General features: G+C 60.2%; 23 protein-coding genes. 13 read left to right on the forward strand and 10 right to left on the reverse strand.

Annotated elements, in window-relative coordinates; translation table 11 throughout:
* Positions 1–20 precede the first annotated feature (20 nt).
* Entirely contained in the window at positions 21–2,753 is a 2,733-nt protein-coding gene (polA, locus tag ACIQ0Q_RS03490) for a DNA polymerase I (protein WP_395771562.1), read from the reverse strand.
* A 67-nt stretch (positions 2,754–2,820) separates the two neighbouring features.
* Here polA and ACIQ0Q_RS03495 point away from each other — a divergent pair, with 67 nt between their 5' ends.
* Entirely contained in the window at positions 2,821–3,477 is a 657-nt protein-coding gene (locus tag ACIQ0Q_RS03495; protein ID WP_395771563.1) for a hypothetical protein, read from the forward strand.
* Between the two features lies 1 nt (position 3,478).
* Here ACIQ0Q_RS03495 and uvrD read toward each other — a convergent pair whose 3' ends face one another.
* The 3 genes from uvrD to ACIQ0Q_RS03510 are packed head-to-tail and all read right to left on the reverse strand — an operon-like array spanning position 3,479 to position 7,508.
* Positions 3,479–5,653: a DNA helicase II gene (uvrD, locus tag ACIQ0Q_RS03500; RefSeq protein ID WP_395771564.1), complete on the reverse strand. Its 2,175-nt coding sequence runs from the start codon at positions 5,651–5,653 to the stop codon at positions 3,479–3,481.
* Positions 5,653–6,705, reverse strand: a complete 1,053-nt coding sequence (locus ACIQ0Q_RS03505) for a saccharopine dehydrogenase family protein (RefSeq protein WP_395771565.1) — start codon at positions 6,703–6,705, stop codon at positions 5,653–5,655. Before ACIQ0Q_RS03505 ends, uvrD begins: the two co-directional genes overlap by 1 nt.
* Positions 6,705–7,508 (reverse strand): SDR family NAD(P)-dependent oxidoreductase, encoded by an 804-nt coding sequence (locus ACIQ0Q_RS03510; protein WP_395771566.1) that lies wholly within the window; start codon positions 7,506–7,508, stop codon positions 6,705–6,707. The genes ACIQ0Q_RS03505 and ACIQ0Q_RS03510 overlap by 1 nt, the downstream gene beginning before the upstream one ends.
* Positions 7,509–7,576: 68 nt before the next feature.
* On the opposite strand from ACIQ0Q_RS03510, the gene ACIQ0Q_RS03515 reads away from it, so the two are divergent.
* A complete protein-coding gene (locus ACIQ0Q_RS03515) occupies positions 7,577–8,332 on the forward strand; it encodes a glucose 1-dehydrogenase (RefSeq protein WP_395771567.1) in 756 nt (251 codons plus the stop codon).
* A gap of 7 nt (positions 8,333–8,339) precedes the next feature.
* Positions 8,340–10,538: a DPP IV N-terminal domain-containing protein gene (locus ACIQ0Q_RS03520; protein ID WP_395771568.1), complete on the forward strand. Its 2,199-nt coding sequence runs from the start codon at positions 8,340–8,342 to the stop codon at positions 10,536–10,538.
* A 15-nt stretch (positions 10,539–10,553) separates the two neighbouring features.
* On the opposite strand, the gene xth is transcribed toward ACIQ0Q_RS03520, so the two are convergent.
* Positions 10,554–11,321, reverse strand: coding sequence for an exodeoxyribonuclease III (gene xth / locus ACIQ0Q_RS03525; RefSeq protein ID WP_395771569.1), 768 nt, complete (start codon positions 11,319–11,321; stop codon positions 10,554–10,556).
* 95 nt (positions 11,322–11,416) lie between these two features.
* Here xth and ACIQ0Q_RS03530 point away from each other — a divergent pair, with 95 nt between their 5' ends.
* The gene (locus ACIQ0Q_RS03530; protein ID WP_395771570.1) at positions 11,417–11,950 is read left to right on the forward strand and encodes a cytochrome b; all 534 of its coding nucleotides are present in this window, start codon (positions 11,417–11,419) and stop codon (positions 11,948–11,950) included.
* Here ACIQ0Q_RS03530 and ACIQ0Q_RS03535 read toward each other — a convergent pair.
* Positions 11,947–13,341: a coniferyl aldehyde dehydrogenase gene (locus tag ACIQ0Q_RS03535; protein WP_395771571.1), complete on the reverse strand. Its 1,395-nt coding sequence runs from the start codon at positions 13,339–13,341 to the stop codon at positions 11,947–11,949. The genes ACIQ0Q_RS03530 and ACIQ0Q_RS03535 overlap by 4 nt on opposite strands.
* A 67-nt stretch (positions 13,342–13,408) precedes the next feature.
* On the opposite strand from ACIQ0Q_RS03535, the gene ACIQ0Q_RS03540 reads away from it, so the two are divergent.
* Positions 13,409–13,948, forward strand: coding sequence for a gamma carbonic anhydrase family protein (locus ACIQ0Q_RS03540; RefSeq protein ID WP_395771572.1), 540 nt, complete (start codon positions 13,409–13,411; stop codon positions 13,946–13,948).
* Here ACIQ0Q_RS03540 and ACIQ0Q_RS03545 read toward each other — a convergent pair.
* The 4 genes from ACIQ0Q_RS03545 to ACIQ0Q_RS03560 form a co-directional block, all read right to left on the reverse strand.
* Entirely contained in the window at positions 13,945–14,268 is a 324-nt protein-coding gene (locus tag ACIQ0Q_RS03545) for a DUF952 domain-containing protein (RefSeq protein WP_395771573.1), read from the reverse strand. The two genes, ACIQ0Q_RS03540 and ACIQ0Q_RS03545, sit on opposite strands and share 4 nt — an antisense overlap.
* Entirely contained in the window at positions 14,265–15,116 is an 852-nt protein-coding gene (gene aroE, locus ACIQ0Q_RS03550) for a shikimate dehydrogenase (protein WP_395771582.1), read from the reverse strand. Before aroE ends, ACIQ0Q_RS03545 begins: the two co-directional genes overlap by 4 nt.
* A gap of 9 nt (positions 15,117–15,125) precedes the next feature.
* On the reverse strand, positions 15,126–16,112 hold the full coding sequence (gene hemB / locus ACIQ0Q_RS03555) for a porphobilinogen synthase (protein WP_395771574.1): 987 nt from the start codon (positions 16,110–16,112) through the stop codon (positions 15,126–15,128).
* 190 nt (positions 16,113–16,302) lie between these two features.
* Positions 16,303–17,277, reverse strand: a complete 975-nt coding sequence (locus ACIQ0Q_RS03560; protein ID WP_395771575.1) for an NAD-dependent epimerase/dehydratase family protein — start codon at positions 17,275–17,277, stop codon at positions 16,303–16,305.
* A gap of 66 nt (positions 17,278–17,343) precedes the next feature.
* Between ACIQ0Q_RS03560 and rsmG the strand changes: the two genes are divergently transcribed.
* The 8 genes from rsmG to ACIQ0Q_RS03600 all read left to right on the forward strand — a co-directional run.
* Positions 17,344–17,985, forward strand: a complete 642-nt coding sequence (gene rsmG, locus ACIQ0Q_RS03565; RefSeq protein ID WP_395771576.1) for a 16S rRNA (guanine(527)-N(7))-methyltransferase RsmG — start codon at positions 17,344–17,346, stop codon at positions 17,983–17,985.
* Between the two features lie 79 nt (positions 17,986–18,064).
* On the forward strand, positions 18,065–18,850 hold the full coding sequence (locus tag ACIQ0Q_RS03570) for a ParA family protein (protein ID WP_395771577.1): 786 nt from the start codon (positions 18,065–18,067) through the stop codon (positions 18,848–18,850).
* Positions 18,850–19,728, forward strand: a complete 879-nt coding sequence (locus ACIQ0Q_RS03575; RefSeq protein WP_395771578.1) for a ParB/RepB/Spo0J family partition protein — start codon at positions 18,850–18,852, stop codon at positions 19,726–19,728. The genes ACIQ0Q_RS03570 and ACIQ0Q_RS03575 overlap by 1 nt, the downstream gene beginning before the upstream one ends.
* 43 nt (positions 19,729–19,771) lie before the next feature.
* Entirely contained in the window at positions 19,772–20,509 is a 738-nt protein-coding gene (locus tag ACIQ0Q_RS03580) for a glycosyltransferase family 2 protein (RefSeq protein WP_395771579.1), read from the forward strand.
* Complete coding sequence (locus ACIQ0Q_RS03585; RefSeq protein ID WP_395771580.1) at positions 20,506–20,835, forward strand: lipid-A-disaccharide synthase N-terminal domain-containing protein; 330 nt, start codon at positions 20,506–20,508, stop codon at positions 20,833–20,835. Before ACIQ0Q_RS03580 ends, ACIQ0Q_RS03585 begins: the two co-directional genes overlap by 4 nt.
* Before the next feature lie 225 nt (positions 20,836–21,060).
* Positions 21,061–21,297 carry a 50S ribosomal protein L28 gene (rpmB, locus tag ACIQ0Q_RS03590; RefSeq protein WP_297802368.1) on the forward strand — a complete coding sequence of 79 codons (237 nt, stop codon included), beginning with the start codon at positions 21,061–21,063 and terminating at the stop codon, positions 21,295–21,297.
* 12 nt (positions 21,298–21,309) lie between these two features.
* Entirely contained in the window at positions 21,310–21,474 is a 165-nt protein-coding gene (gene rpmG, locus ACIQ0Q_RS03595) for a 50S ribosomal protein L33 (RefSeq protein WP_188449914.1), read from the forward strand.
* Positions 21,475–21,590: 116 nt separating this feature from the next.
* A partial coding sequence (locus ACIQ0Q_RS03600) for an SDR family oxidoreductase (RefSeq protein ID WP_395771581.1) occupies positions 21,591–21,923 on the forward strand: 333 nt, incomplete at its 3' end.

Consider the following 21,923-nt stretch of genomic DNA (forward strand, 5'->3'; position numbering starts at 1 on the left):
GTAAACTCTGCAGCCGCCGGCTAATGCGACTCATTCCAGTTGTCGCCAGTGCCGGCTTCGACGAGGAGCGGCACCTTCAAATCGGCTGCAGCTTCCATGCGGGTCTTGATCTCCGCCAGCATGCGCGGTACGAATTCTACATCGGCTTCGAACACCAATTCATCATGCACCTGCATCAGCATCAGCGCCTGCCGGCGATGGCCCTTGATCCAGCCGGCAACGTCGATCATGGCGCGCTTGATGATATCGGCTGCCGTCCCCTGCATCGGGGCATTAATCGCGGCGCGTTCGGCGCCGGCACGCTGTGCGGCATTCCTGCCATTGATTTCATTCAGATACAGGCGGCGTCCAAACACGGTTTCAACATAACCGTCAGACTTGGCTTGGGCACGGGTTTCATCCATGTAAGCACGCACGCCGGGATAACGGCTGAAATAAAGACTGATGTATTCGGCGGCCTCGTTACGGCCGATGCCCAACTGGCGCGCCAAGCCGAATGCACTCATGCCGTACATCAACCCGAAATTAATGGCTTTCGCGGCTCGGCGTTGTTCGGAGCTCACCTGCGCCAGAGGCACAGCAAAGACTTCCGCAGCCGTGGCCCGGTGCACATCCTGTCCTGAACCGAACGCCGCCAGCAGACCCGCATCATCGGACAGATGGGCCATGATGCGCAGCTCGATTTGTGAGTAGTCGAAAGACAGGATTTTGCGGCCCAGCGGCGCAATGAACGCCTCACGGATCTTGCGGCCGTCTTCGGTACGTACCGGAATGTTCTGCAGATTGGGATCACTCGAGCTCAACCGTCCGGTGGCGGCGCCGGCCATGTGATAGCTGGTATGCACACGTCCGGTGCGCGGATTGATCATCAGCGGCAGCTTATCGGTGTAAGTGCTACGCAGCTTAGCCATGCCGCGGTAGTCGAGGATCAAGCGCGGCAGTTCGTGATCATCGGCAATAGCTTCGAGCGCTTCTTCGTTGGTGGATGGCGCGCCGGTCGGTGTTTTGAGCTTGGCCTCAAGTCCGATTTCATCGAATAACAGGGCACCGAGCTGCTTTGGCGAATCCAGATTGAAATGACGCCCGGCAAGGGCATAGGCCTTGTTCTGCACCTGCAGCATTCGTGCCGACAGATCAGCACTCTGGCGCTGCAGCAGTGCTGAATCAACAAGCACACCATTTTCCTCGATATCGCAGAGCACCTGCTGCAGAGGGATTTCCATATTGCGGTACAGCAATTCGAGCGCAGGCACCTGCCGTAGCTGCGCATCGAAATGCCTTTGCAGGCGCAGGGTGATATCGGCATCTTCGGCGGCATAACGGGTGGCATCATCGACGGCGACCTGCGAAAACGGAATCTGCTTGGCGCCTTTGCCGGCAACATCGCTGTAGGCGATAGTCTGATAGCCGAGATAATTCAAAGCCATCGAGTCCATGTCATGCCGGGCGCGGCCGGCATTGAGCACGAACGAGGCCAACAGGGTGTCTTCGCACAATCCCTGGACCGCAATACCCTGGCGGTTCAAGACATGCAGGTCGTATTTTCCGTTTTGCGCGCACTTCCCCTTGCCGGCATCGGTCAACAGCGGCGTCAGGCGCAGCAAGACCTCGGCCAAGGGCAGCTGCGACGGCGCGCCTGGATAATCATGAGCCAGCGGAATATACCAGGCTGCACCGGGTTCGACCGCAAAACTCAGGCCGACCAGATTGGCCTGCATCGGATCGAGCGAATCGGTTTCGGTATCGAAGCAGACCAATTCGGCGGCGTTCAGTGCAGCCAGCATCGCGTCGAATACCGGCCAGTCCAGTACGGTGGTGTATTCGCCCGGCTTGGCCTCGGGCAGCAATGCGGGTTGTACATCGCCGAGTGCCGGCACGGCGGATGATTTCGGTGCTGATTGTGCGGTCGTCGAGCCATCCAGCTCCTTCAGTGCCTGCTTGAAGCCAAAGCGCGTATACAGGGCGGACAGATCTTCCTGATGCGGCGGCAACTGCAGAAGCTGGGTGTAGTCCCGATCCAGCGAAACATCGGTTTTTATGGTCACCAGCGTACGGTTCAAGGGCAGCACGGGCAGTGCCGCACGCAGATTGTCGCCGATTTTACCGCTGAATTTATCGGCACCGGCGATGATGGCATCCAGGGTTCCGTATTCGGCCAACCATTTCGCTGCGGTCTTCGGTCCACATTTTTCGACCCCTTTCACGTTATCGACGGCATCGCCCATCAGTGCCAGAAAATCGATGACCTGGTCGGCGCGCACGCCGAATTTTTCGGGCACTCGCTTTTCATCGGTCACGCTACCAGTCATGGTATTGGTCAGCGTGATCCGCGGCCCAACCAATTGCGCGAAATCCTTATCACCGGTGGAAATCACCACATTAATGCCGTCCTTGGCCGCCTGAACGGCATAGGTGCCGATGACGTCGTCGGCCTCCACGCCGGACACGCGGATGACCGGCAGACCCAGCGCCTGAACGATGGCGATCATCGGTTCGACCTGCGCACGCAGATCATCGGGCATGGCGGAGCGGTTGGCTTTGTACTCGGGATACAGCGCATCGCGGAAGGTCGGTCCGGGCGCATCCAGTACGAACGCGATGTATTCGGGATTTTCTTTCAGGCTGCTTTTCAGCATATTGACGATGCCGAATAACGCGCCCGTCGGTGTTCCGTCGGCGGCGGTCAGCGGCGGCAGCGCATGGAAGGCGCGGTACAGATAGGACGAGCCGTCGATGAGGACGAGTTTGGGCATGACCGGAATCCTTCGTGATTCCGGTTATTATGCCACTTGAACGTCCATTTCCCGAGCATGCATGCCAATGGCGAATCCGAAACGAAACTCCGCCCAATCCGGCCTTGATCCGGTTGAACGCGCCTCGGAAGTGGTGTTCGGAACCCTGATGGCGATGAGCTTCACTGGAACTCTTTCCGTGGCTACTGCGGGGGAACAGGATATCCACACCATGATGCTGGCCGCCGTTGGCTGCAACCTGGCCTGGGGCCTGACCGATGCGTTCATGTACCTGATTGCGGAAATCACCGAACGGGAGCGCAAGATTTCATTTCTGCATCGCCTGCATCATGCCGAATCCGCGGAAGCGGCCGACCGTCTGATTGCCGACGAAATGCCCGAGCGGCTGCGCTCACATGCCAATCCGGCCGTGTTCGAAGCCTTCCGGAAAAGCCTGGTGGAACTGCCGGAGCCCCGCGTCCTGCTAGACCGGCGTCAATATCTCGATGGCCTGCTGGTCTTCCTGTTGGTCGCCTTGTCCACCTTTCCGATCGTGCTTCCGTTCCTGCTGGTCGACGATGCGCTTCATGCACTGCGATTGTCAAATGCACTCGGCGTAGTGACCCTGTTCGTTTCCGGCTATCTGCTCGGTCGGCGCGCCGGCGGCAAGGGTTGGCATTTCGGCTTGGCCATGGCCGCCATCGGCAGCATGCTGGTCGGCATCATCATCCTGCTGGGTGGCTGAATCAGGCCGCCTGCAGCTTCGCGTAGGCCAGCACCAACCACTTGCTGCCGGCTGCGCTGAAGTTCACCTGCACGCGCGCATGGGCGCCCGAGCCTTCGAACTGCATGATCACGCCTTCACCAAAGCTGGCGTGGCGCACGCTCTGGCCGAGGCGGAACACCCCGGTGTCCTCGCCCAACGAATGGGATGAGGCATATCCGGAGCTGTTGCCATAACGCGCGGTTTTCGGACGGATGGTATGAATCAGTTTTTCAGGAATCTCACGGATGAAACGCGAGGGAGACCCATACATCTCCATGCCATGCAGGCGGCGGGTTTCAGCATAGGTCAGCGTCAGTTTCTCGCGGGCCCGGGTGATCCCGACATAAGCCAGTCGGCGCTCTTCCTCAAGCCGGTTGGCTTCATCGAGTGAGCGCGCCGAAGGAAATAGACCTTCTTCCACACCGACCAGAAATACGAAGGGAAACTCCAGACCCTTGGCGCTGTGCAGGGTCATCAGCTGCACACCATCCACACCCTCTTCAACCTGACCTTCACCGGCCTCCAGAGCGGCATAAGCCAGAAACGCGCTGAGTTCACTGGTGGATTCTTCTTCGTCGGGTACAATCCGCCGTGAAAAACGGCTGGCCACCGAGACCCATTCGTCAAGGTTGTCCAAGCGTGAATCGAGCTCACCCTTCGATTCCTTGCCGTAATGCAGCCGCAGGCCGGATTGCTCCAGAATGATGTCAAACAGTTCGTACAGTTCGATGCCATCGCGGCTGTTGCGGATGCTGTCGACCAGCGCCTGAAAGCCAGCCAAGGCATTCTTGGCCCGTCCATTCAGCGCCGATGATTCACGAATCAGAGCTGAAGCGCGCCAGAGCGACAGCGCCGAATCGCGCGCCAGCCGACGCAATTCATCCAGCGTGCGGTCGCCGATGCCGCGCGGTGGTGTGTTGACCGCGCGTTCGAACGCGGCGTCGTCATCGGGATTGGATACCAGCCGTAGATAGGCCATGGCATCCTTGATTTCCATGCGCTCGAAAAAGCGCTGGCCGCCATAGACCCGGTACGGCAGCGCGTTCGACAACAACTGTTCTTCGATGGCACGTGACTGGGCGTTGTTGCGGTACAGCACGGCACACTCGGAAGCACTGTGTCCGTGCTGGATCAGCTGCTGGATCTTGGCCACCACATATCGAGCCTCATCCACTTCATTGAACGCGGTATACAGTTCGATCAGCGCACCATCGCGGTCTTCCGTCCACAGTTTCTTGCCTAGGCGCTCCGGATTATGCGCGATCACCGCATTGGCAGCGGCAAGGATATTGCCGGTCGAGCGGTAATTCTGTTCCAGCCGGAGGGTACGGGCACCGGGATAGTCGTCGAGGAACTTCTGCATGTTGCTGACTTGTGCGCCGCGCCAACCGTAAATCGACTGGTCATCGTCACCGACCACGAACACCTGGCCGCGCTCGCCGGCAAGCAGACGAATGAAAGCGTACTGCACATTATTGGTGTCCTGGAATTCATCAACCAGAATCTGGCTGAAACGCTGGCGGTAGTGATCCAATAATGCCGGATTTTTCAATAATGTCTCATGTGCGCGCAACAGGATCTCGGCGAAATCGACCAGGCCTGAGCGTTGGCAACGGATTTCGTACTCTTCATACACTTGCAGCTGCGTCCGTGTGTAGGCATCGCCCATGGCAATCTGGATGGCCGCCGGCCGGCGACCGGCATCTTTCTGGGCATTGATCCACCAGACCAGTTGCTTCGGCGGAAAGCGGGTATCGTCCAGCTGCAGATCGGCAACCATGCGCTTGATCATGCGCAGCTGGTCATCAGCATCAAGTACCTGGAAGCTTTCTGGCAGCGCGGCATCTTGCCAGTGCAGACGCAACAACCGGTGTGCGACGCCATGGAAGGTGCCGACCCACATGCCACGCGCGCCGTCCGGCAACAACGCGGCGATGCGGGTGCGCATTTCGGCGGCGGCTTTGTTGGTGAAGGTGACCGCCAGAATGCGGTACAACGGAATATCGAAAACTTGGTTCAGCCAGCCGATGCGGTGGGTCAACACGCGGGTCTTTCCGGACCCGGCACCAGCCAGTACTAGATATGGACCCGGCTCGGCACAGACGGCGTCGCGTTGCGCCGGATTTAGGGCATCGATGAGACTGGAAACATCCATTACTTGCCGCTGACGCGCTTGACGCCGGGCAGTCGCAACACGTAATCGGCACCCATCAGACGTGAGGGCGTATAAAATCCGCCAATCGGACGCTGTGCCAACATCAACTTGGCGACGATACCGAGCGCGGCCAGAACTGTCAGCGTGTAGCCGTTCGGCATTTTCAGAATGGCGCTGACCTGACGGCCGGTGACATCGGTGGCTTCGCCCCAGACCCAGGTTTCGGCTTCCTTGCGCTTTTCTTCCGAAGGGCCGCGCACTTTCCGGCCGATCTGCGATTTCAGCAACCCCTGCACCGGCACCAATCCCAGCAAAGGACCGAGCCACCGGATACGACGTAGATTAGCGACCGTAGACGGCGGTACGCACATGTAGACTTCGATGTTCGGAATGCCGGTCGAGATGTTAGCGGTATAGACATCGCCCCAGGGAATGGTCATGGCCAGACGCGACTCGCCGTTCTTATCAAAACTGCGTGTTTTCCAAGCCAGCGGTACTTTGGTCATGACGCCGTCGATGCGGGCACGGCCGCCTTTACCCAGGCCCTCGACCGCAGTTTTAGCGGTACCCGGACTCGGGCCGCCCGGCGCATCGAAAGCCAGCACCAGAGTTTCGGCCGTCGGCAATTCCAGCTTGAGGATGGCGGCCAGGCAATCCGTCGGTACCACGTCGAAGCCGGCGCCAGGCATCACCACGATGCCGCGTTGCTGCGCTTCAGCATCCAGCGCATGGCAGGCCTCAAACACATCAATCTCTCCGGTGATGTCCAGGTAATGCGCACCCACCGCGAGACAACCGCGCACCATCGGCAAGGCCGTTTTGGAAAATGGTCCGGCGCAATGCAACACGAGATCGATACCGCGCAGGCCCATTTCGACCGCTGCCGGCTTCTCCAAGCCGAACACGCGCGCGGGCAAGCCGTACCGCGCCGCTATCGGTTCGATGGCTTCGCGCGAACGACCGGCAAGCACTGGGCGCAACCCGCGGCGTAGCGCTTCTTCCACCATCAGCCGGCCGGTGTAGCCGTTGGCGCCATAAATCATCCAATCCATTATTTCAGCCTCAACTGCATATCACCGGCACGTTCGATGAGCTTGCTGTAATACCAGTCAGGGAAAAAGCGCTTGATGCGCCAGAGCATTGGTTCGTTCTTGGTCGGAATGATCAGAAAGCGGCGTTTATTGATGTCGGCGAAAATCCGATCGGCGACCTGATCGAGACTGTCTGGGGATCGGTCCATCATTTTCTGACCGAGGTGTTTGATTTTCTCGGTGCCGACCGTGCTCTGCATCAGATTAGTTTTGAAAAAAGCCGGACAGATCACGCTGACGTCTATACCAGTGCCGTTGCACTCCGCGCGCAATTGTTCGGAAAACGCCACCACCGCGGCTTTCGACACGCCGTAGGTCATCAGGCCCGGTGCGCCGGCCAAACCGGCGAAACTGGCGGTGCTGACCACATGGCCGGAACCGCGTTGGAGCATCGCGGGCAAAAACAGTTTGGTGCCGCGCACCACGCTGAGCACATTGACCTCCCACAAATGCCGCCATTCGCTGATCGGCGCTTCCAGCACATCACCGCCGGAAGCAATGCCGGCATTGTTGATCAGCACATCGGGCACGCCCCAATTGGCCAACACCGATTCGGCCAAGGCATCCATCGCATCATCGCTGCCGACATCGGCGGCATAGGCGGCATGGCCTTCGCCGGTCAAGGTCGCCATCGTGGCCTGCACGCGGTCGAGGTTGATATCGACGCAGGCGACCTGCGCACCGGCGGCGGCGAAACGGTGTGCCAAGGCCTGACCCAGGCCGCTTCCGGCACCGGTAATGAGGACGCGTTGCGGAGACTTCACGGGCAACTCCTTCGGGTATGATAGGTTTTCTATTGTATGCGCTTGGCATACCGACGGAGTGAAAAACCATGGCTGATTTGTTCGACTTGACGGGAAAAACCGCCCTGATCACCGGCGCCTCGCGCGGTATCGGCGAGGCCATCGCGCATCTGCTCGCCCATTACGGCGCCCACGTGATCTGTACCAGCCGCAAGCTGGAGGGCTGCCAGAGCGTGTCCGATGCCATCCGCGCCAAGGGTCTTCAAGCCGAAGCCGGCGCCATGCACATCGGCGATACCGCCGCCATCGACGCCGTGTTCGACGGGCTGGCCGCACAGAGCCGCAAGGTGGACATTCTGGTCAATAACGCCGCCGCCAACCCGTATTACGGCCCGCTGCTGGACATGGACCTGCGCAGCTTCGAGAAAATCCTGGAAGTGAATCTGCGTGGCTATTTCTACAGCAGCCAGCGCGCCGCGCGGCAGATGGCCGGCGGTGGCGCCATCGTCAACATCGCCTCGGTCAACGCCGAACGTCCGGCGCCGGGTCAGGCCGCCTATTCGATGACTAAAGCCGGCATCGTCAACCTGACCCAGGGCTTTGCCAAGGAACTGGCGCCGCGCGGCATCCGCGTCAACGCCGTGTTGCCGGGTCTGACCGACACCCATTTCGCCTCGGCCATCACCCAGGATGCCAAGCTGATGAAATTGATGACGCAGCTGATTCCAATGGCACGTGCCGGCGAGCCGACCGAAATCGCTCCGGCCGTGTTGTATCTGGTCTCGCCAGCAAGCAGCTATGTGACCGGAACCACACTCACCGTCGACGGCGGCTATCTGGCCTGAGGATCGCATGCGTACTCTTTTTCTTGTTTTCGCCCTTCTTTCCGGCACCGCCATGGCCCAACAGCTCACGATCGACGCCCTGACCTCCGGCAAAAGCCTGTCCGGTAACGCCCTGACCCAAGCCAAATTCTCGCCCGACGGAAAACGCATCAGCTTTCTGAAAGGCAAGCCGGACAAAGCCGGGCAACTCGATCTATGGACCTTCGATGTCGCCACCGGCGAGTCGCGCATGCTGGTCGATTCGGCCACGCTGGCCGGAAGCAGCAAAGAACTTTCCGATGAAGAAAAAGCGCGGCGCGAACGCCAGCGTATCGCGGCGCTGACCGGCATCGTCGAATACCAGTGGGCCGCCGATGGCCAGCGCCTGCTGTTCCCGATGGGCGGCGAACTGTTCTGGTTCGATCTGGCCGCCGCCACGCCGGAACGCGCCCTGCGCCAGCTCACCAGCGGCACCGGCGACGTGACCGATGCCAAAATCTCGCCGAAGGGCGGCTTCGTCAGTTTCATCCGCGGCCGTAACCTGTGGATCATCGACATCGCCATCGGCAAAGAGCGCCAGCTCACGGTCGACGGCTCGGAAGCAATTGGCAACGGCGTGGCTGAATTCGTAGCCGACGAGGAAATGGACCGCCACACCGGGTATTGGTGGGCGCCGGATGATTCCGCCATCGCCTATGCGCGCATCGACGAAACCCCGGTGCCGATCAAGGAGCGTTTTGAAATCTACGCCGACCGCACCGAAGTGGTGAAGCAGCGTTATCCGGCCGCCGGCGATGCCAACGTGCTGATCCAGCTCGGTCTGCTCACGCTGGCGGACAGCAAAACCCGCTGGATGGATCTGGGCAAGGAAGCAGACATCTACCTGCCGCGCGTGCAATGGCAGGACGCCACGCGCCTGACCTGGCAGATCCAGGACCGCAAACAGCACCGTCTGGAACTGCACCGCTTCCAGCGTGACAGCGGCAAAGCCGAACGCCTGCGCACCGAAACCAGCAGCAGCTGGGTGCCGCTGCACAACAATCTGCGCTTCCTCGACGATGGCCGCATCCTGTGGTCGTCCGAGCAGTCCGGTTTCGAGCACCTGTATTGGCTGGGCAGTAAAGGCACGCTGAACCCCATCACTTCCGGGGAGTGGATGGTGGAGGATGTGCTGGCGATTGACAGCACCAAGCGCTGGATTTACTTCACCGGCACCAAAGACGGCCCGACCGAACGCCACCTGTACCGCGTCGGTTTCGACGGCGGCGCCATCACCCGCATCAGCACCGAAGCGGGCATGCACAGCGCGCAGTTCAATGCCGGCGCCAGCCACTACATCGGCACCTATGCCAACCCGGAAACGCCGCCGCAGACCCGGCTGCGTACCGCCGATGGTCGCGCCGTGCGCGCCTTGATCGACAACACGCTGGACGCCGACCATCCGTATACGCCGTACCTAAAAGCGCACCGTCTGCCGGAATTCGGCACGCTGAAGGCCATTGATGGCCAGGTGCTGCATTACAGCCTGATCAAACCCGCCGGTTTCGATGCCAACAAAAAATATCCGGTGGTGGTGATTGTGTATGGCGGCCCGGCAGCGCAGACCGTGACCCGCAACTGGGCCCCGGATTTCAATCAGGTGCTGGCGCAGCGCGGCTATCTGGTGTTCTCCATCGACAACCGCGGTACGCCGCGGCGCGGCCAGCGTTTCGGCGCCAGTCTTTACCGCAAGCAAGGCACGGTGGAAGTGACCGACCAGGTGCGCGGGGTGGACTTCCTGAAAACCCTGCCCTATGTCGATGCCCAACGCATCGGCGTGTACGGCTGGTCGAACGGCGGCTACATGACCCTGATGCTGCTGGCCAAACATTCCGAGGTGTACGCCTGCGGCGTGGCCGGCGCACCGGTGACCGACTGGGCGCTGTACGACACGCACTACACCGAACGCTACATGGATCTGCCGAAAGACAACGTCGAGGGCTACCGCGAGGGCTCGGTGCTGACGCACGCCAAGGGCATGACCTCGAAGCTGCTGCTGATTCACGGCATGGCCGATGACAATGTGCTGTTCAGCCACTCCACGGCGCTGATGTCGGCGCTGCAGAAACAGGGCACGCCGTTTGAACTGATGACCTACCCCGGCGCCAAGCACGGCCTTCGTGGTGCGGATTTGAAGCACCGCCTGCTATTGACACAGGATTTTTTTGATCGCTGTCTAAACCCGTAAGTTAAGGATGCGGATTCAGCCGATATCCACCCACACCGGCGCGTGATCGCTGGGCCGTTCCCAGGTACGCGGTTCGCGCTCGATGCCCGAAGCGGCGGCGCGTGACTTCAAGGCCTCGCTGATCAGCACCAGATCGATGCGTAGACCGAGGTTGCGGCGGAATCCACCCATCCGGTAATCCCACCAGGAAAACACCCCGGCCTCGTCGCTGTGCAGCCGGAAGCTGTCATGCAGGCCCAGCGCCAGCAGTTTGTTCAGCGCGGCGCGTTCGGCGGTCGAGGTCAGAATGCTGTCGTCGTTCCACACCACCGGATCGTGCACGTCGCGGTCGTCGGGCGCGATGTTGAAATCGCCGAGCACCACCAGCTGCGGGTAACGCTGCATCTCCTCGCGCACCCAGTCGGTCATCGCTTCCAGCCAACGCAGTTTGTAATCGTACTTCTCGCTGCCCACGGCCTGGCCGTTGACCACATACAGGTCGATGATGCGCACGCCGCCCACGGTGGCGGCCAGCACGCGCTTCTGCTCATCGGCAAAGCCGGGAATGCCGCGCTGCACTCCGGTGATTTCGGTTTTGCTGAGAATGGCCACGCCGTTGTAGGTTTTCTGGCCGTCGAACACCACGTGGTAGCCGGCGGCCTCGATCTCGGCCTGCGGGAATTTGTGGTCTTCCAGCTTGGTTTCCTGCAGCACCAGCACGTCGGGGTTGCCGATTTTGAGCCATTCCAGCAGATGCGGAAGGCGGACATTGAGCGAATTGACGTTCCAGCTGGCGATTTTCATAATGTGACTACTGTAGCAATTTGTGTCTATTATTCACAAAATAGCGCCATCGTGGTTACAATCAGAACATACGCTCTTGCCATTAGGTTATCCGGATGTTTGAAAAAGACCGTTTTGACATCAGCCTTCGCCGCCTGCATTGGTTGATGGCTATTCTGATCGTCCTTGCTTATATCGCCATCGAACAGCGCGATTTATTCGGACGCGGAACAACAGGCCGTTTTGTCATGATGCAATCGCATTTTTGGATTGGCATCGGCATTTTCATTCTGGCATGGGCACGTATCGTTCAGCGCCTAAAACACGGATCGCCGCGTATCGCTCCAAAGCTTCCGGGCTGGCAGCTGGGTATTTCGTATCTGTTCCATTCTGTCCTGTATGCATTTTTCATCATCATGCCGATTCTGGGCATGATGACGGTCTGGACTGAAGGCAAAGAATTGTTCATCCCGTTTACCGATATCGTTCTGCCGCCGCTAATGGCGGAAAACAAAGAGCTGGGTCACCAGCTTGAAGAGCTACACCACGATATCGGCGAAGCCTTTTACTGGGTCATTGGCCTGCACGTGCTGGCTGCGCTCTATCATCACTTCATCCGTCGTGACAATGCCTTGCAGCGCATGCTTTAAGGCTTGGTCAGAAAATCCACTAGGCGCGTAATGATCCGCCCGTATGGCGGATTGAATAGGTGCATGCCGTTCAGACGGGCCTGATGCATCACCGGCATGGCCTTACTGAAGGTCAGGAAGCCGTCACGGCCATGGTAGTGGCCCATACCGGAAGCACCGACACCACCAATGGGCAGATCATCCTGGCCAAACTGCACCAGCACATCGTTGATACACACCGAGCCGGCGCAGATGCGACCGAGTACGGCATCCACGCGTGCCGATTCGCGATCGAACAAGTAGAACGCTAACGGTTTGTCACGGGCCAGGACAAAATCCAGCGCCTGTTCAAGAGTTCGGTAGGTCAGTACCGGCAGCAGTGGCCCGAAGATTTCCTGCTGCATTACCGTCAAGTTGTCTGGTGGATTTACCAGCACCGTGGGCGGCATCAGATGCAGCCCCTCGGCAACATTGTGTTCTGGTCCGCAGGCGATGGTGCGAACGCCAGCAGCTTTGGCTTCGTCCAGCCATGCCTGTAAACGGGAGGACTGTCGCTCATTGATGATGCCGGTATATTCGGGATTAGCGGCCATATTCGGATAGCGACGTGCGATGCTTTCGGCGAATGCAGTAATGAAGGCCTCCAGCTGCGCCTCCGGCAATAACACATAATCCGGTGCCACGCAGGTCTGGCCGGCATTGAAGCATTTGCCGAACGCGATGCGATCGGCCGCTTGGGCAATCGGGTAATCGGCGGCAATCAATGCCGGCGATTTGCCGCCGAGCTCGAGCGTGACCGGAGTGAGGTTGGCGGCAGCGGCGGCCATCACATGCCGGCCGACAGCAGTGGATCCGGTGAAGATCAGATGGTCGAACGGCAGCCTGGTGAACTCCGCACCCACGCTGGCATCGCCTTGCACCACCACCACCTCGTCAGCGGAAAAGACTTCATGGATCAGCGTTTCGATCAGGGCGCTGACCGACGGGGTGAATTCGGACGGCTTGATCATGACCCGATTACCGGCAGCGATGGCATTGGCCAGCGGGATTATAGCGAGCTGGAACGGATAGTTCCAGGGTGCCACCACGCCGACTACGCCGAGCGGCGTGTAACGGATTTCACCACGTGCTGGCTTGAAGGTCAGGTTGATGGCACGGCGCTGTGGACGCATCCAGCGGCGCAAATTCTTGCGAGCATGTTTGATTTCATCCAGCGTGACCATGACATCGGCGGCCAGGGTCTCGATACGGGCGCGGCGACCGAAATCGCGGCTGCAGGCCTCGACCACCGCTTCCCGGTTCCGGCGCACGGCAGCATCCAGGCGGCTGAGCAGCTCGATGCGCTGTTGATAGGAGAACGCGCCGCGCAGGTGCGCCTGTTTCAAACGGTCGAAGTCGGTGCGAAGGGTCATGGCAGTCGGGTAGAATGGGAGGGAATAAGCAGATTGTACCCAGTTTCCGTCAGCAAAAGGTCAACTCATGCCGGCTCTGCGCCCCTTCAATCGTATCACCCCCCGCCTCGGCGAACGCGTGTTCATCGATCCGGCCTGCACGGTCATCGGCGACGTGCACATCGGCGACGACAGCTCGATCTGGCCAGGTACGGTCATCCGTGGCGACGTCAACCATATCCGCATCGGCGCCCGCACCAACATCCAGGACGGCAGCATCGTGCATGTCAGCCACGACGGGCCGGAAGGCCGACCGGTCGGTTATCCAACCCTGATTGGGGATGACGTCACCATCGGTCATGCTGCCATCGTGCATGCCTGCACCATTGGCAACGCCTGTTTGATCGGCATGGGCGCCACCGTACTGGACGGTGCCGTCATCGAGGACCACGGCTTCGTCGGCGCCGGCGCGGTGATTCCGCCGGGCAAAACCGTTCGCCGCGGCGAGCTCTGGCTCGGCAACCCGGCCAAATGCGTACGCACGCTCAGCGAACAGGATATCGCGCAACTGTATTATTCGGCGCAGCATTACGTGCGCCTGAAGGATATGTATCTGGCCGAAAGTTAAACCGGCCAGCGCAGTACGCGCTCGATACATTCCAGCGGAATGGGCGTGGTAATGTGTGGAAACAGTTCACTGCTAACGGGATGCGGATCCCAGCGCAGATAATCGACCAAGGCCGCCTCGTCTAGTTTCAACAGGAACACCTGCGCCGCATCGCTGAAACGGCGGGCGAAAACAGCGGGCACCTGCTCATGACTGGCGGCATGGATGAATCCCTCTTTTTCGAGTGAAGCGGTATGCCAGTAGCCGAGCTGCTGGGCGTTGTCCCAATCGGCGGCGCGCGCAAGAATAAAGACGCCGAACGGCAGTGCCTGCGGCGTCACTCGGCGGCACCTTCGCCATCGGCCAGGCGGCGCAGCTCGGCATATACGCCGTCGGTATCCGGGCGCAGGCCCTGCCAAATCCGAAAGCTTTCGGCGGCCTGTTCGACCAGCATGCCCAGGCCATCGAAGGCTTCGCCGCAGCCGGCGGCCTGGGCCCAGGCCAGAAAATCGATGGCAGCCATGCCGTAACTGAGATCGACCGCTACGGTGGATGCGCCGGCCAGACGAAACGGCAGCTGCAAGGGCTGCATGCCGCGCCCCGCGGAGGTGGCGTTGATGATCAGATCGAAATGACCGAGTTCGGATAGATCCTGCCAATAGCGGGCATGAGCGCGCGCCGGTTCCTGAAGGACATTCACCAGATCATCGGCACGCTCCGTGGTGCGATTGCACACCAGTAGCTCACCGATGCCGGCATCCAGCAGCGCCGGCGCCACCCCGAATGCAGCACCACCGGCCCCGAGCAGTAAAGTGCGACGGCCACGCAGATCGATGTTATGGCGCATACAGAGATCATTCACCAAACCAATGCCATCGGTATTATCGCCATGCCAAGCGCCGTCGATATAACTCAGCGTATTGACCGATTGTGCACGCCGCGCGCGCGGCATCAATTCGCTGCAGAGTGCCATCACGGCCCGTTTGTGCGGCAGAGTCACATTCATGCCGACACCGCCATCAGCCGCAAAACGTATCAAGCCCTGTGCCAGCGCTTCCGGTGCCAGTTCCAGACGTATGTAGTCCAAATCGATCGACCACTGGCGGGCGAAATGTTTATGGATATAGGGTGACAGCGAATGATCGACCGGCTGGCCGAGGACTGCGAAGCGTGCATGCGGCTGGCGCAGCGGCACGGCTCAGCCCTTCAGGTAACGGGCGGCGTCAAGCGCGTAATAGGTCAGGATGCCGTCGGCACCGGCGCGCTTGAACGCCAGCAGCGATTCCATTACGCAGGCCTGCTCCTCCAGCCAGCCATTCTGGGCAGCAGCCTTGATCATCGCGTACTCGCCGGACACCTGGTAAACGAAGGTCGGCATTTCGAACCGGTCCTTGACCCGACGCAGCACGTCCAGATAGGGCATGCCCGGCTTGACCATAATCATGTCGGCACCCTCCTCGATGTCCAGTGCCACTTCACGCAGGGCCTCATCGGCATTGGCCGGATCCATCTGGTAGGAATATTTGTTGCCGCCGCCGAGCGCCGATGCCGAGCCGACCGCATCGCGGAACGGGCCATAATACGCCGAAGCGTATTTTGCCGAGTAGGCCAGGATTCGGGTGTTGACGAAGTTCTGCTCTTCGAGTGCTTCGCGGATGGCGCCGATACGGCCATCCATCATGTCGCTCGGAGCCACTACATCGGCACCGGCGTGGGCATGCGACAGCGCCTGTGCAACCAACACTTCGACGGTATCGTCATTCACCACATATCCGCTTTCATCAACCAAGCCGTCCTGGCCATGGCTGGTGTAGGGATCAAGCGCGACATCGGTAATCACACCCATGTCCGGAAAGCGCGACTTGATGGCGCGGATGGCGCGCTGGGCCAAGCCGTTTTCATCATAGGCAGCGGCCGCATCCAGTGACTTGGCTTCCGGCGCGGTCACCGGAAACAGGACCATAGCCGGAATGCCGGCCAAAGCTGCCTGTTCGGCTTTGCGCACCAGCGCATCGATGGAAAGACGCTCCACGCCCGGCATCGAGGCAACGGGCGTTACCTGTTGCAACTCATGGACGAATACCGGCAAGATCAGATCGCTGACATCGAGGCGGTATTCGCGCATCAGACGACGGGAAAACTCGGATGCGCGCATCCGGCGTGGGCGTGACATGGGGAAGGACATGGGCGACTCCGAGATCGGTATGCGTATTTTAAGCCTATCATCTGATTCACGCCATCCATGCCCTCGGGCCGTCATTGGGACTGGTATTATTGCCATGAGCGCCGAAACCGAAGCGCGGTGGCAATGCCTGATGGCAATCGACTTCACGCCCTTAGTTTCACCGAGGGCGTCGGCCCAGTGCTGAAGATCGCTACGCCGTAACCATGCCTTCGGCACGCATCCACGCCAGCGTATCCGCCATTAACTGCGGCAACGGAGTTTCTCGGTAACCGAGCTGGGCAATCGCCTTGCCGGAATCGACTTTCAGGTGATGGCAGGTCATGGCAACCGCTGCCGGTGTGATCTGAGGCATTTTGCCGGTGACCGCAGCGGTCATTTCGCTCAATTGTCCCACGATGCGCAGCACCGCCTTCGGCATCGCCCGTCGGGCCAGCGGACGTCCGGACAACTGTGCGGCTAACTGCACGAACTCCAGAAAACTGGCATGACTGCCGCCGAGCAGAAAGGATTCATTGCGCAGCCCGCTCTGCCAGGCACGAACCTGGGCTTTGGCGATTTCACGGACATCGGCGAAAGCACCGGATCCCGGTGGAACGCCGGGCAGTGTGCCGTCGTGCACCATCTTGACCAACCGCGCCCAGTTGTTACGATCGCCGGGGCCCAGCACATGCGAGGGATTAAATACCAGATACGGCAGGGACGCCTGCCGAACCGCCTGCTCACCCAGATACTTGCTGCGTTCGTAATTGATCCAACTTTCGCCGCCGCGCTGTGGCAGGGTTTCGGTCAGGGTTTCTTCGACCAGATGCGAATAGGCCGAAACACTGGAGGTGTGGACGAAACAGGCGACACCGTTGGCTTCAGCAGCGGCCAGCAGACGTTGGGTCCCGGCGATATTTGTTTCGTTCTGTGTCTCGCGATCCCGTGACCAGGCGCTGGTATTGGCAGCGCAGTGAAAGACTGCGTCCATATTCTGGCATGCCGCGTTCAACGCACATTGGTCCTGCAAGCTGCCGCGTACCGGCTCGGCACCCGCATTCGCGAGCTGAGCATCGGAGACCGCGCTGCGCAAGAGTGCCCGCACCTTATGCCCGTTGACCAGAAGCTCATGCAGGAGATGACCGCCGACGAAACCGCTGGCACCTGTTAGCAATACATTGGCCATGGTGCCAATCTCCGAAGATTTGCATTAGTGTATGCGCATAAGTGCAGGTTTTGCGACAATAGGCAAATGAATCCGGAAAACCATCCACTGCATGCGGACCTCTGTCGGGGTCTGGATGCGCTTGCGCTCGACCGGCAACACGCCGGCAAGCTCCTGGACTATCTGGACCTGTTGGTGCGATGGAACAAAACCTACAACCTGACCGCAATCCGTGATCCCAACGACATGCTGGGTAAACATCTTCTGGACTCCCTGGCCATGCACCCGTATTTCACCCAGGCATCGCTGGCCGACCTCGGAACCGGTCCAGGCCTGCCCGGCATTCCACTGGCCATCATCCGGCCGGAGGCTTCCGTCAGCCTCGTTGAGAGTAACGGCAAAAAAGCACGCTTTCTGCGCGAGGCAGTACGCCAGCTCGGTCTCGAAAACGCCCGCGTCATCGAGTCCCGGGCCGAGGCGGTTGCCGAAGAGGGTTGTTATGCCGCCATCACCGCCCGAGCCATGGATCGCCTCGCCGGCATACTCGCCGTCGGCGGCCATCTATTGGCACCGGACGGCGTACTGTTGGCAATGAAAGGCCCCCGTATCGCGGATGAAATCGCAGAGTTGGATGCCCGCTGGCAGGTCAGGGCAGTTCACCCGTTGCACGTGCCGGGTCTGGATGCCGAACGCCAACTGGTGGTGGTCGGCCACGCCGCACGCCCATAAAAATTTACCGATGCAACGCCAAAGACCGCCGGCATTGGGCATAATGGAGGGCTGGAAGTCGCCGGTTACTGGAAGCTGAATGAGCCGCATCATCGCTATCGCCAATCAGAAAGGCGGGGTTGGCAAGACCACCTCCGCCGTGAATCTGGCTGCCGCCTTGGCCGCCACGCCGAAAAAAGTGCTGTTGGTCGATCTTGATCCCCAGGGTAACGCGACCATGGCCGCCGGCTTCGATAAACGCGAACTGGAACATTCCATCACCGAACTGCTGCTGGGTGAATCGGCCATCGAACAGGTGCTGCGCCGCAGCGAAGAAGGCTTCGACCTGATACCCGGCAACATCGACCTGACCGCTGCCGAAATCCAGCTGATGGACATGCCGGCGCGCGAAAGCCGCCTGAAGCAGGCCTTGGAGCCCATCCGGGACAATTACGACTTCATCATCATCGACTGCCCGCCCTCGCTGTCATTGCTGACCCTGAACGCGCTGGCCGCCGCCGATGGCATCATCGTTCCGATGCAATGCGAGTATTTTGCTCTGGAAGGATTGAGTTCGCTGATCAACACCATCAACGCCTTGAAGCAGAAGCTCAACCCGGCGCTGGAGATTGACGGCATCATCCGCACCATGTACGACGTCCGAAACAATCTGGCCAATGCGGTCAGCAACGAGCTGACCCAGCACTTCGGCGACACCGTGTTCCGTACCTTGGTGCCGCGCAATGTGCGTCTGGCCGAAGCGCCCAGTCACGGCATGAGCATCCTGCGTTACGACCGCAGCTCACGCGGCGCCCTGGCCTATATGGGTCTGGCCGGCGAAGTCATCCGACGCAATAACAAAACCAAGAACAAGGAGAGCGCATAATGGCGGCCAAGAAAACAGGACTCGGACGCGGCCTTGATGCGCTTCTCGGCGGCAATCTGAAGGCTGCTGCGGCGCCCGCTGATCTCAGCAAGGAAGGCTTGACCCGCTTGCCAATCACCAAATTGCAGCCCGGCAAATACCAGCCGCGCCGGGACATGAAAACCGAGAAATTGGCCGAGCTGGCCGATTCCATCCGCGCCCAAGGGGTCATTCAGCCGATCGTGGTCCGCGACATCGGCGGCGGCAAGTTCGAAATCATCGCCGGCGAACGCCGTTGGCGCGCGGCCCAACTGGCCGAACTGCGTGATGTGCCGGTCGTGGTCCGCGAGGTCGATGACCGTGCGGTCATCGCCATGGCGCTGATTGAAAACATCCAGCGCGAAGACCTTAACCCGCTGGAGGAAGCGACCTCCTTGCACCGCTTGATCGATGAATTCGATCTGACCCACCAGCAAGCCGCGGAAGCGGTCGGCCGCTCGCGTGCGGCGGTATCCAATCTGCTGCGTCTCCTGGAACTTCCAGAAGCGATCCGCAAACTGGTGGAAACCGGCCAGCTGGAAATGGGCCATGCCCGGGCATTGCTGACGCTGCCGGCCGATCTGGCCATCGCACTGGCGCAAACCGCTGCTACCGAACAGTTATCGGTGCGCGAAGTGGAACGGCGCGCGCAACAGGCCGGGAAAACCAAAGCCGCCGCTAAATCCGATGCGGCGCCGGCGCCCAGCAATGCCGACATCGAGATGCTCGAACGTGAAATTGCTGATCTGCTCGGGGCGAAAGTACAGCTCAATCATGGCCGCAAGGGCAGCGGTAAAATGGTCATCCACTACCACGGCCTCGATACGCTCGATGGCATCTTGGAAAAACTGCGGCGCTGACACGCTACAATAGCGGTAGTTCCCAAGCCGACAGAGGCCGCCCATGACACTGGACAACGCCGCATTGCCGCAGGTTTCCGTGGTCGTTCCGGTATTCAACGAACAGGACAACATCGCGCCGCTGGTGCATGAAATCACCGCCGCCCTGCGCGGCCTACTGCCGTTCGAGATCATCTACGTTGACGACTGCTCGAAGGATGCCTCGCGCGAGATCTTGAAACAACTGCGGGAAACCGTGCCAGAACTCCGTGTGTTCGGCCACACCCGGCAGAGCGGACAGAGCACCGCTATCCGTAACGGTGTCAAACAGGCACGCGGCGAATGGATTGCCACGCTGGACGGCGACGGCCAGAATGATCCGGCCGACATTCCAAAACTGCTGTCGGCCCGGGATGCCGCCGATCCGGCGGTGAAACTGTTCGCCGGCTGGCGCGTCGAACGCAAAGACGCCGGCTCAAAGCGCTGGGCCTCGAAAGCGGCTAACGCCATCCGTTCGCGTCTGCTACGCGATGAAACTCCGGATACCGGCTGCGGCATCAAACTGTTCGAACGCGCGCTGTTCCTCGACCTACCCTACTTCGACCACATGCACCGCTACCTCCCGGCTCTGGTCAAGCGCGCCGGCTGGCAATCGGTCAGCGTGCCGGTCAATCATCGCGAACGCAGCACCGGCGTGTCCAAATACAACAACCTGGGCCGCGCCTGGGTCGGCATCGCCGATCTGCGCGGCGTGAGTTGGCTGATCAAACGCAGCAAAATCACCGGAACCACCGAACTATGATGAATCTTCCGATCGAGTGGCTGGCCTGGACCGGACTGGTCATCACTCCCTGGAAGCTGATCGGCTACACCGGTGCGCTGATGTTCGGAGGCCGCTGGCTGGTGCAGTTCATCGCCTCCAAACGCGCCGGCAAACCGGTCATTCCACGGGTGTTCTGGTACATGAGCGTGGTCGGCAGCCTGATGACCCTGAGCTACTTTCTGTTCTCCTCCAAACAGGACTCGGTGGGGGTTCTGCAGAATCTGTTCCCGACCTTTACCGCTTTGTACAGCCTGTATCTGGACATCAAGCACCGCGGCTGGCACCGCGACAAGGCTGCGCACTAGGCCTTGGGCATCAAGGGCTTAGCGCGGCACTCCTTGCGGATTCAGCTAAGTATTTGCGCCACAAGGAAAACGTTGGCATAATAACCGGCTCGCCTGAAGCTCTGCTGGCTGTGCGGCCCACAATACGCACGCCGTCATCGGGCACCACCCCATTGTGTGCGGAATTTCCGCGGGGCCGAATTCACCCGGGCTACGGGGGATCCTTAATACTCCACGAGGTACGCCATGAGTCGTATTTGCCAAGTAACCGGCAAGGCCATGCAAAGCGGCAACAACGTTTCGCATGCCAACAACAAAACCCGCCGGCATTTCCATGCCAACATCCACGAGCGCCGTTTCTGGGTCGCCAGCGAAGACCGCTGGATCAAACTCAAGGTCTCGGCCCATGGCCTGCGTACCATCGACAAGCGCGGCATCGATTCCGTGCTGGCCGAACTGCGCGCCCGTGGCGAAAAAATTTAAGGAGCACCTGACATGGCATCGAAACGCGATAAAATCCGCCTGATCTCCACCGCCGGCACCGGTCACTTCTACACCACCGATAAGAACAAGAAGACCACGCCGAACAAGATGGAAATTTCCAAATACGATCCAGTCGTGCGCAAGCATGTGCCGTACAAGGAAGGCAAGATCAAGTAAGCCCCGGCTTGCTGCAACGAAAAAACCCGCCCTCCGGCGGGTTTTTTCATGGCCAAGACCACCACATTTCCATCACGGCGGCGGCCGGACAATGGTCTTTTGTTCGGGAGCCGCTCATGTCCGGAAGCATCCTCATTTTCGGCGCCAACGGCGGCATCGGTTCGGCCACGGCACGCCTGCTGGCAGCACGCGGTCATCGCCTGCATCTGGCCGGGCGCAATGCCGACGCCGTTACCGGCCTTGCCGCCGAACTCGGTGCCGGCTACAGCATCGGCGATGTGCTCGATGACGGCTTCATCGCCCAGGCCGCCAGCGAAGCGGGCGACCGACTCGACGGACTGGTCTATGCCGTCGGCAGCATCACTCTGAAAGCCCTGCCCCGGCTGAGCCGTGCCGACTTCCTGCGCGATTACGAACTCAACGCCCTGTCGGCGGCCTTGGCGGTACAG

Source organism: Arenimonas sp. (assembly GCF_044348765.1).
Taxonomy (GTDB): domain Bacteria; phylum Pseudomonadota; class Gammaproteobacteria; order Xanthomonadales; family Xanthomonadaceae; genus Arenimonas.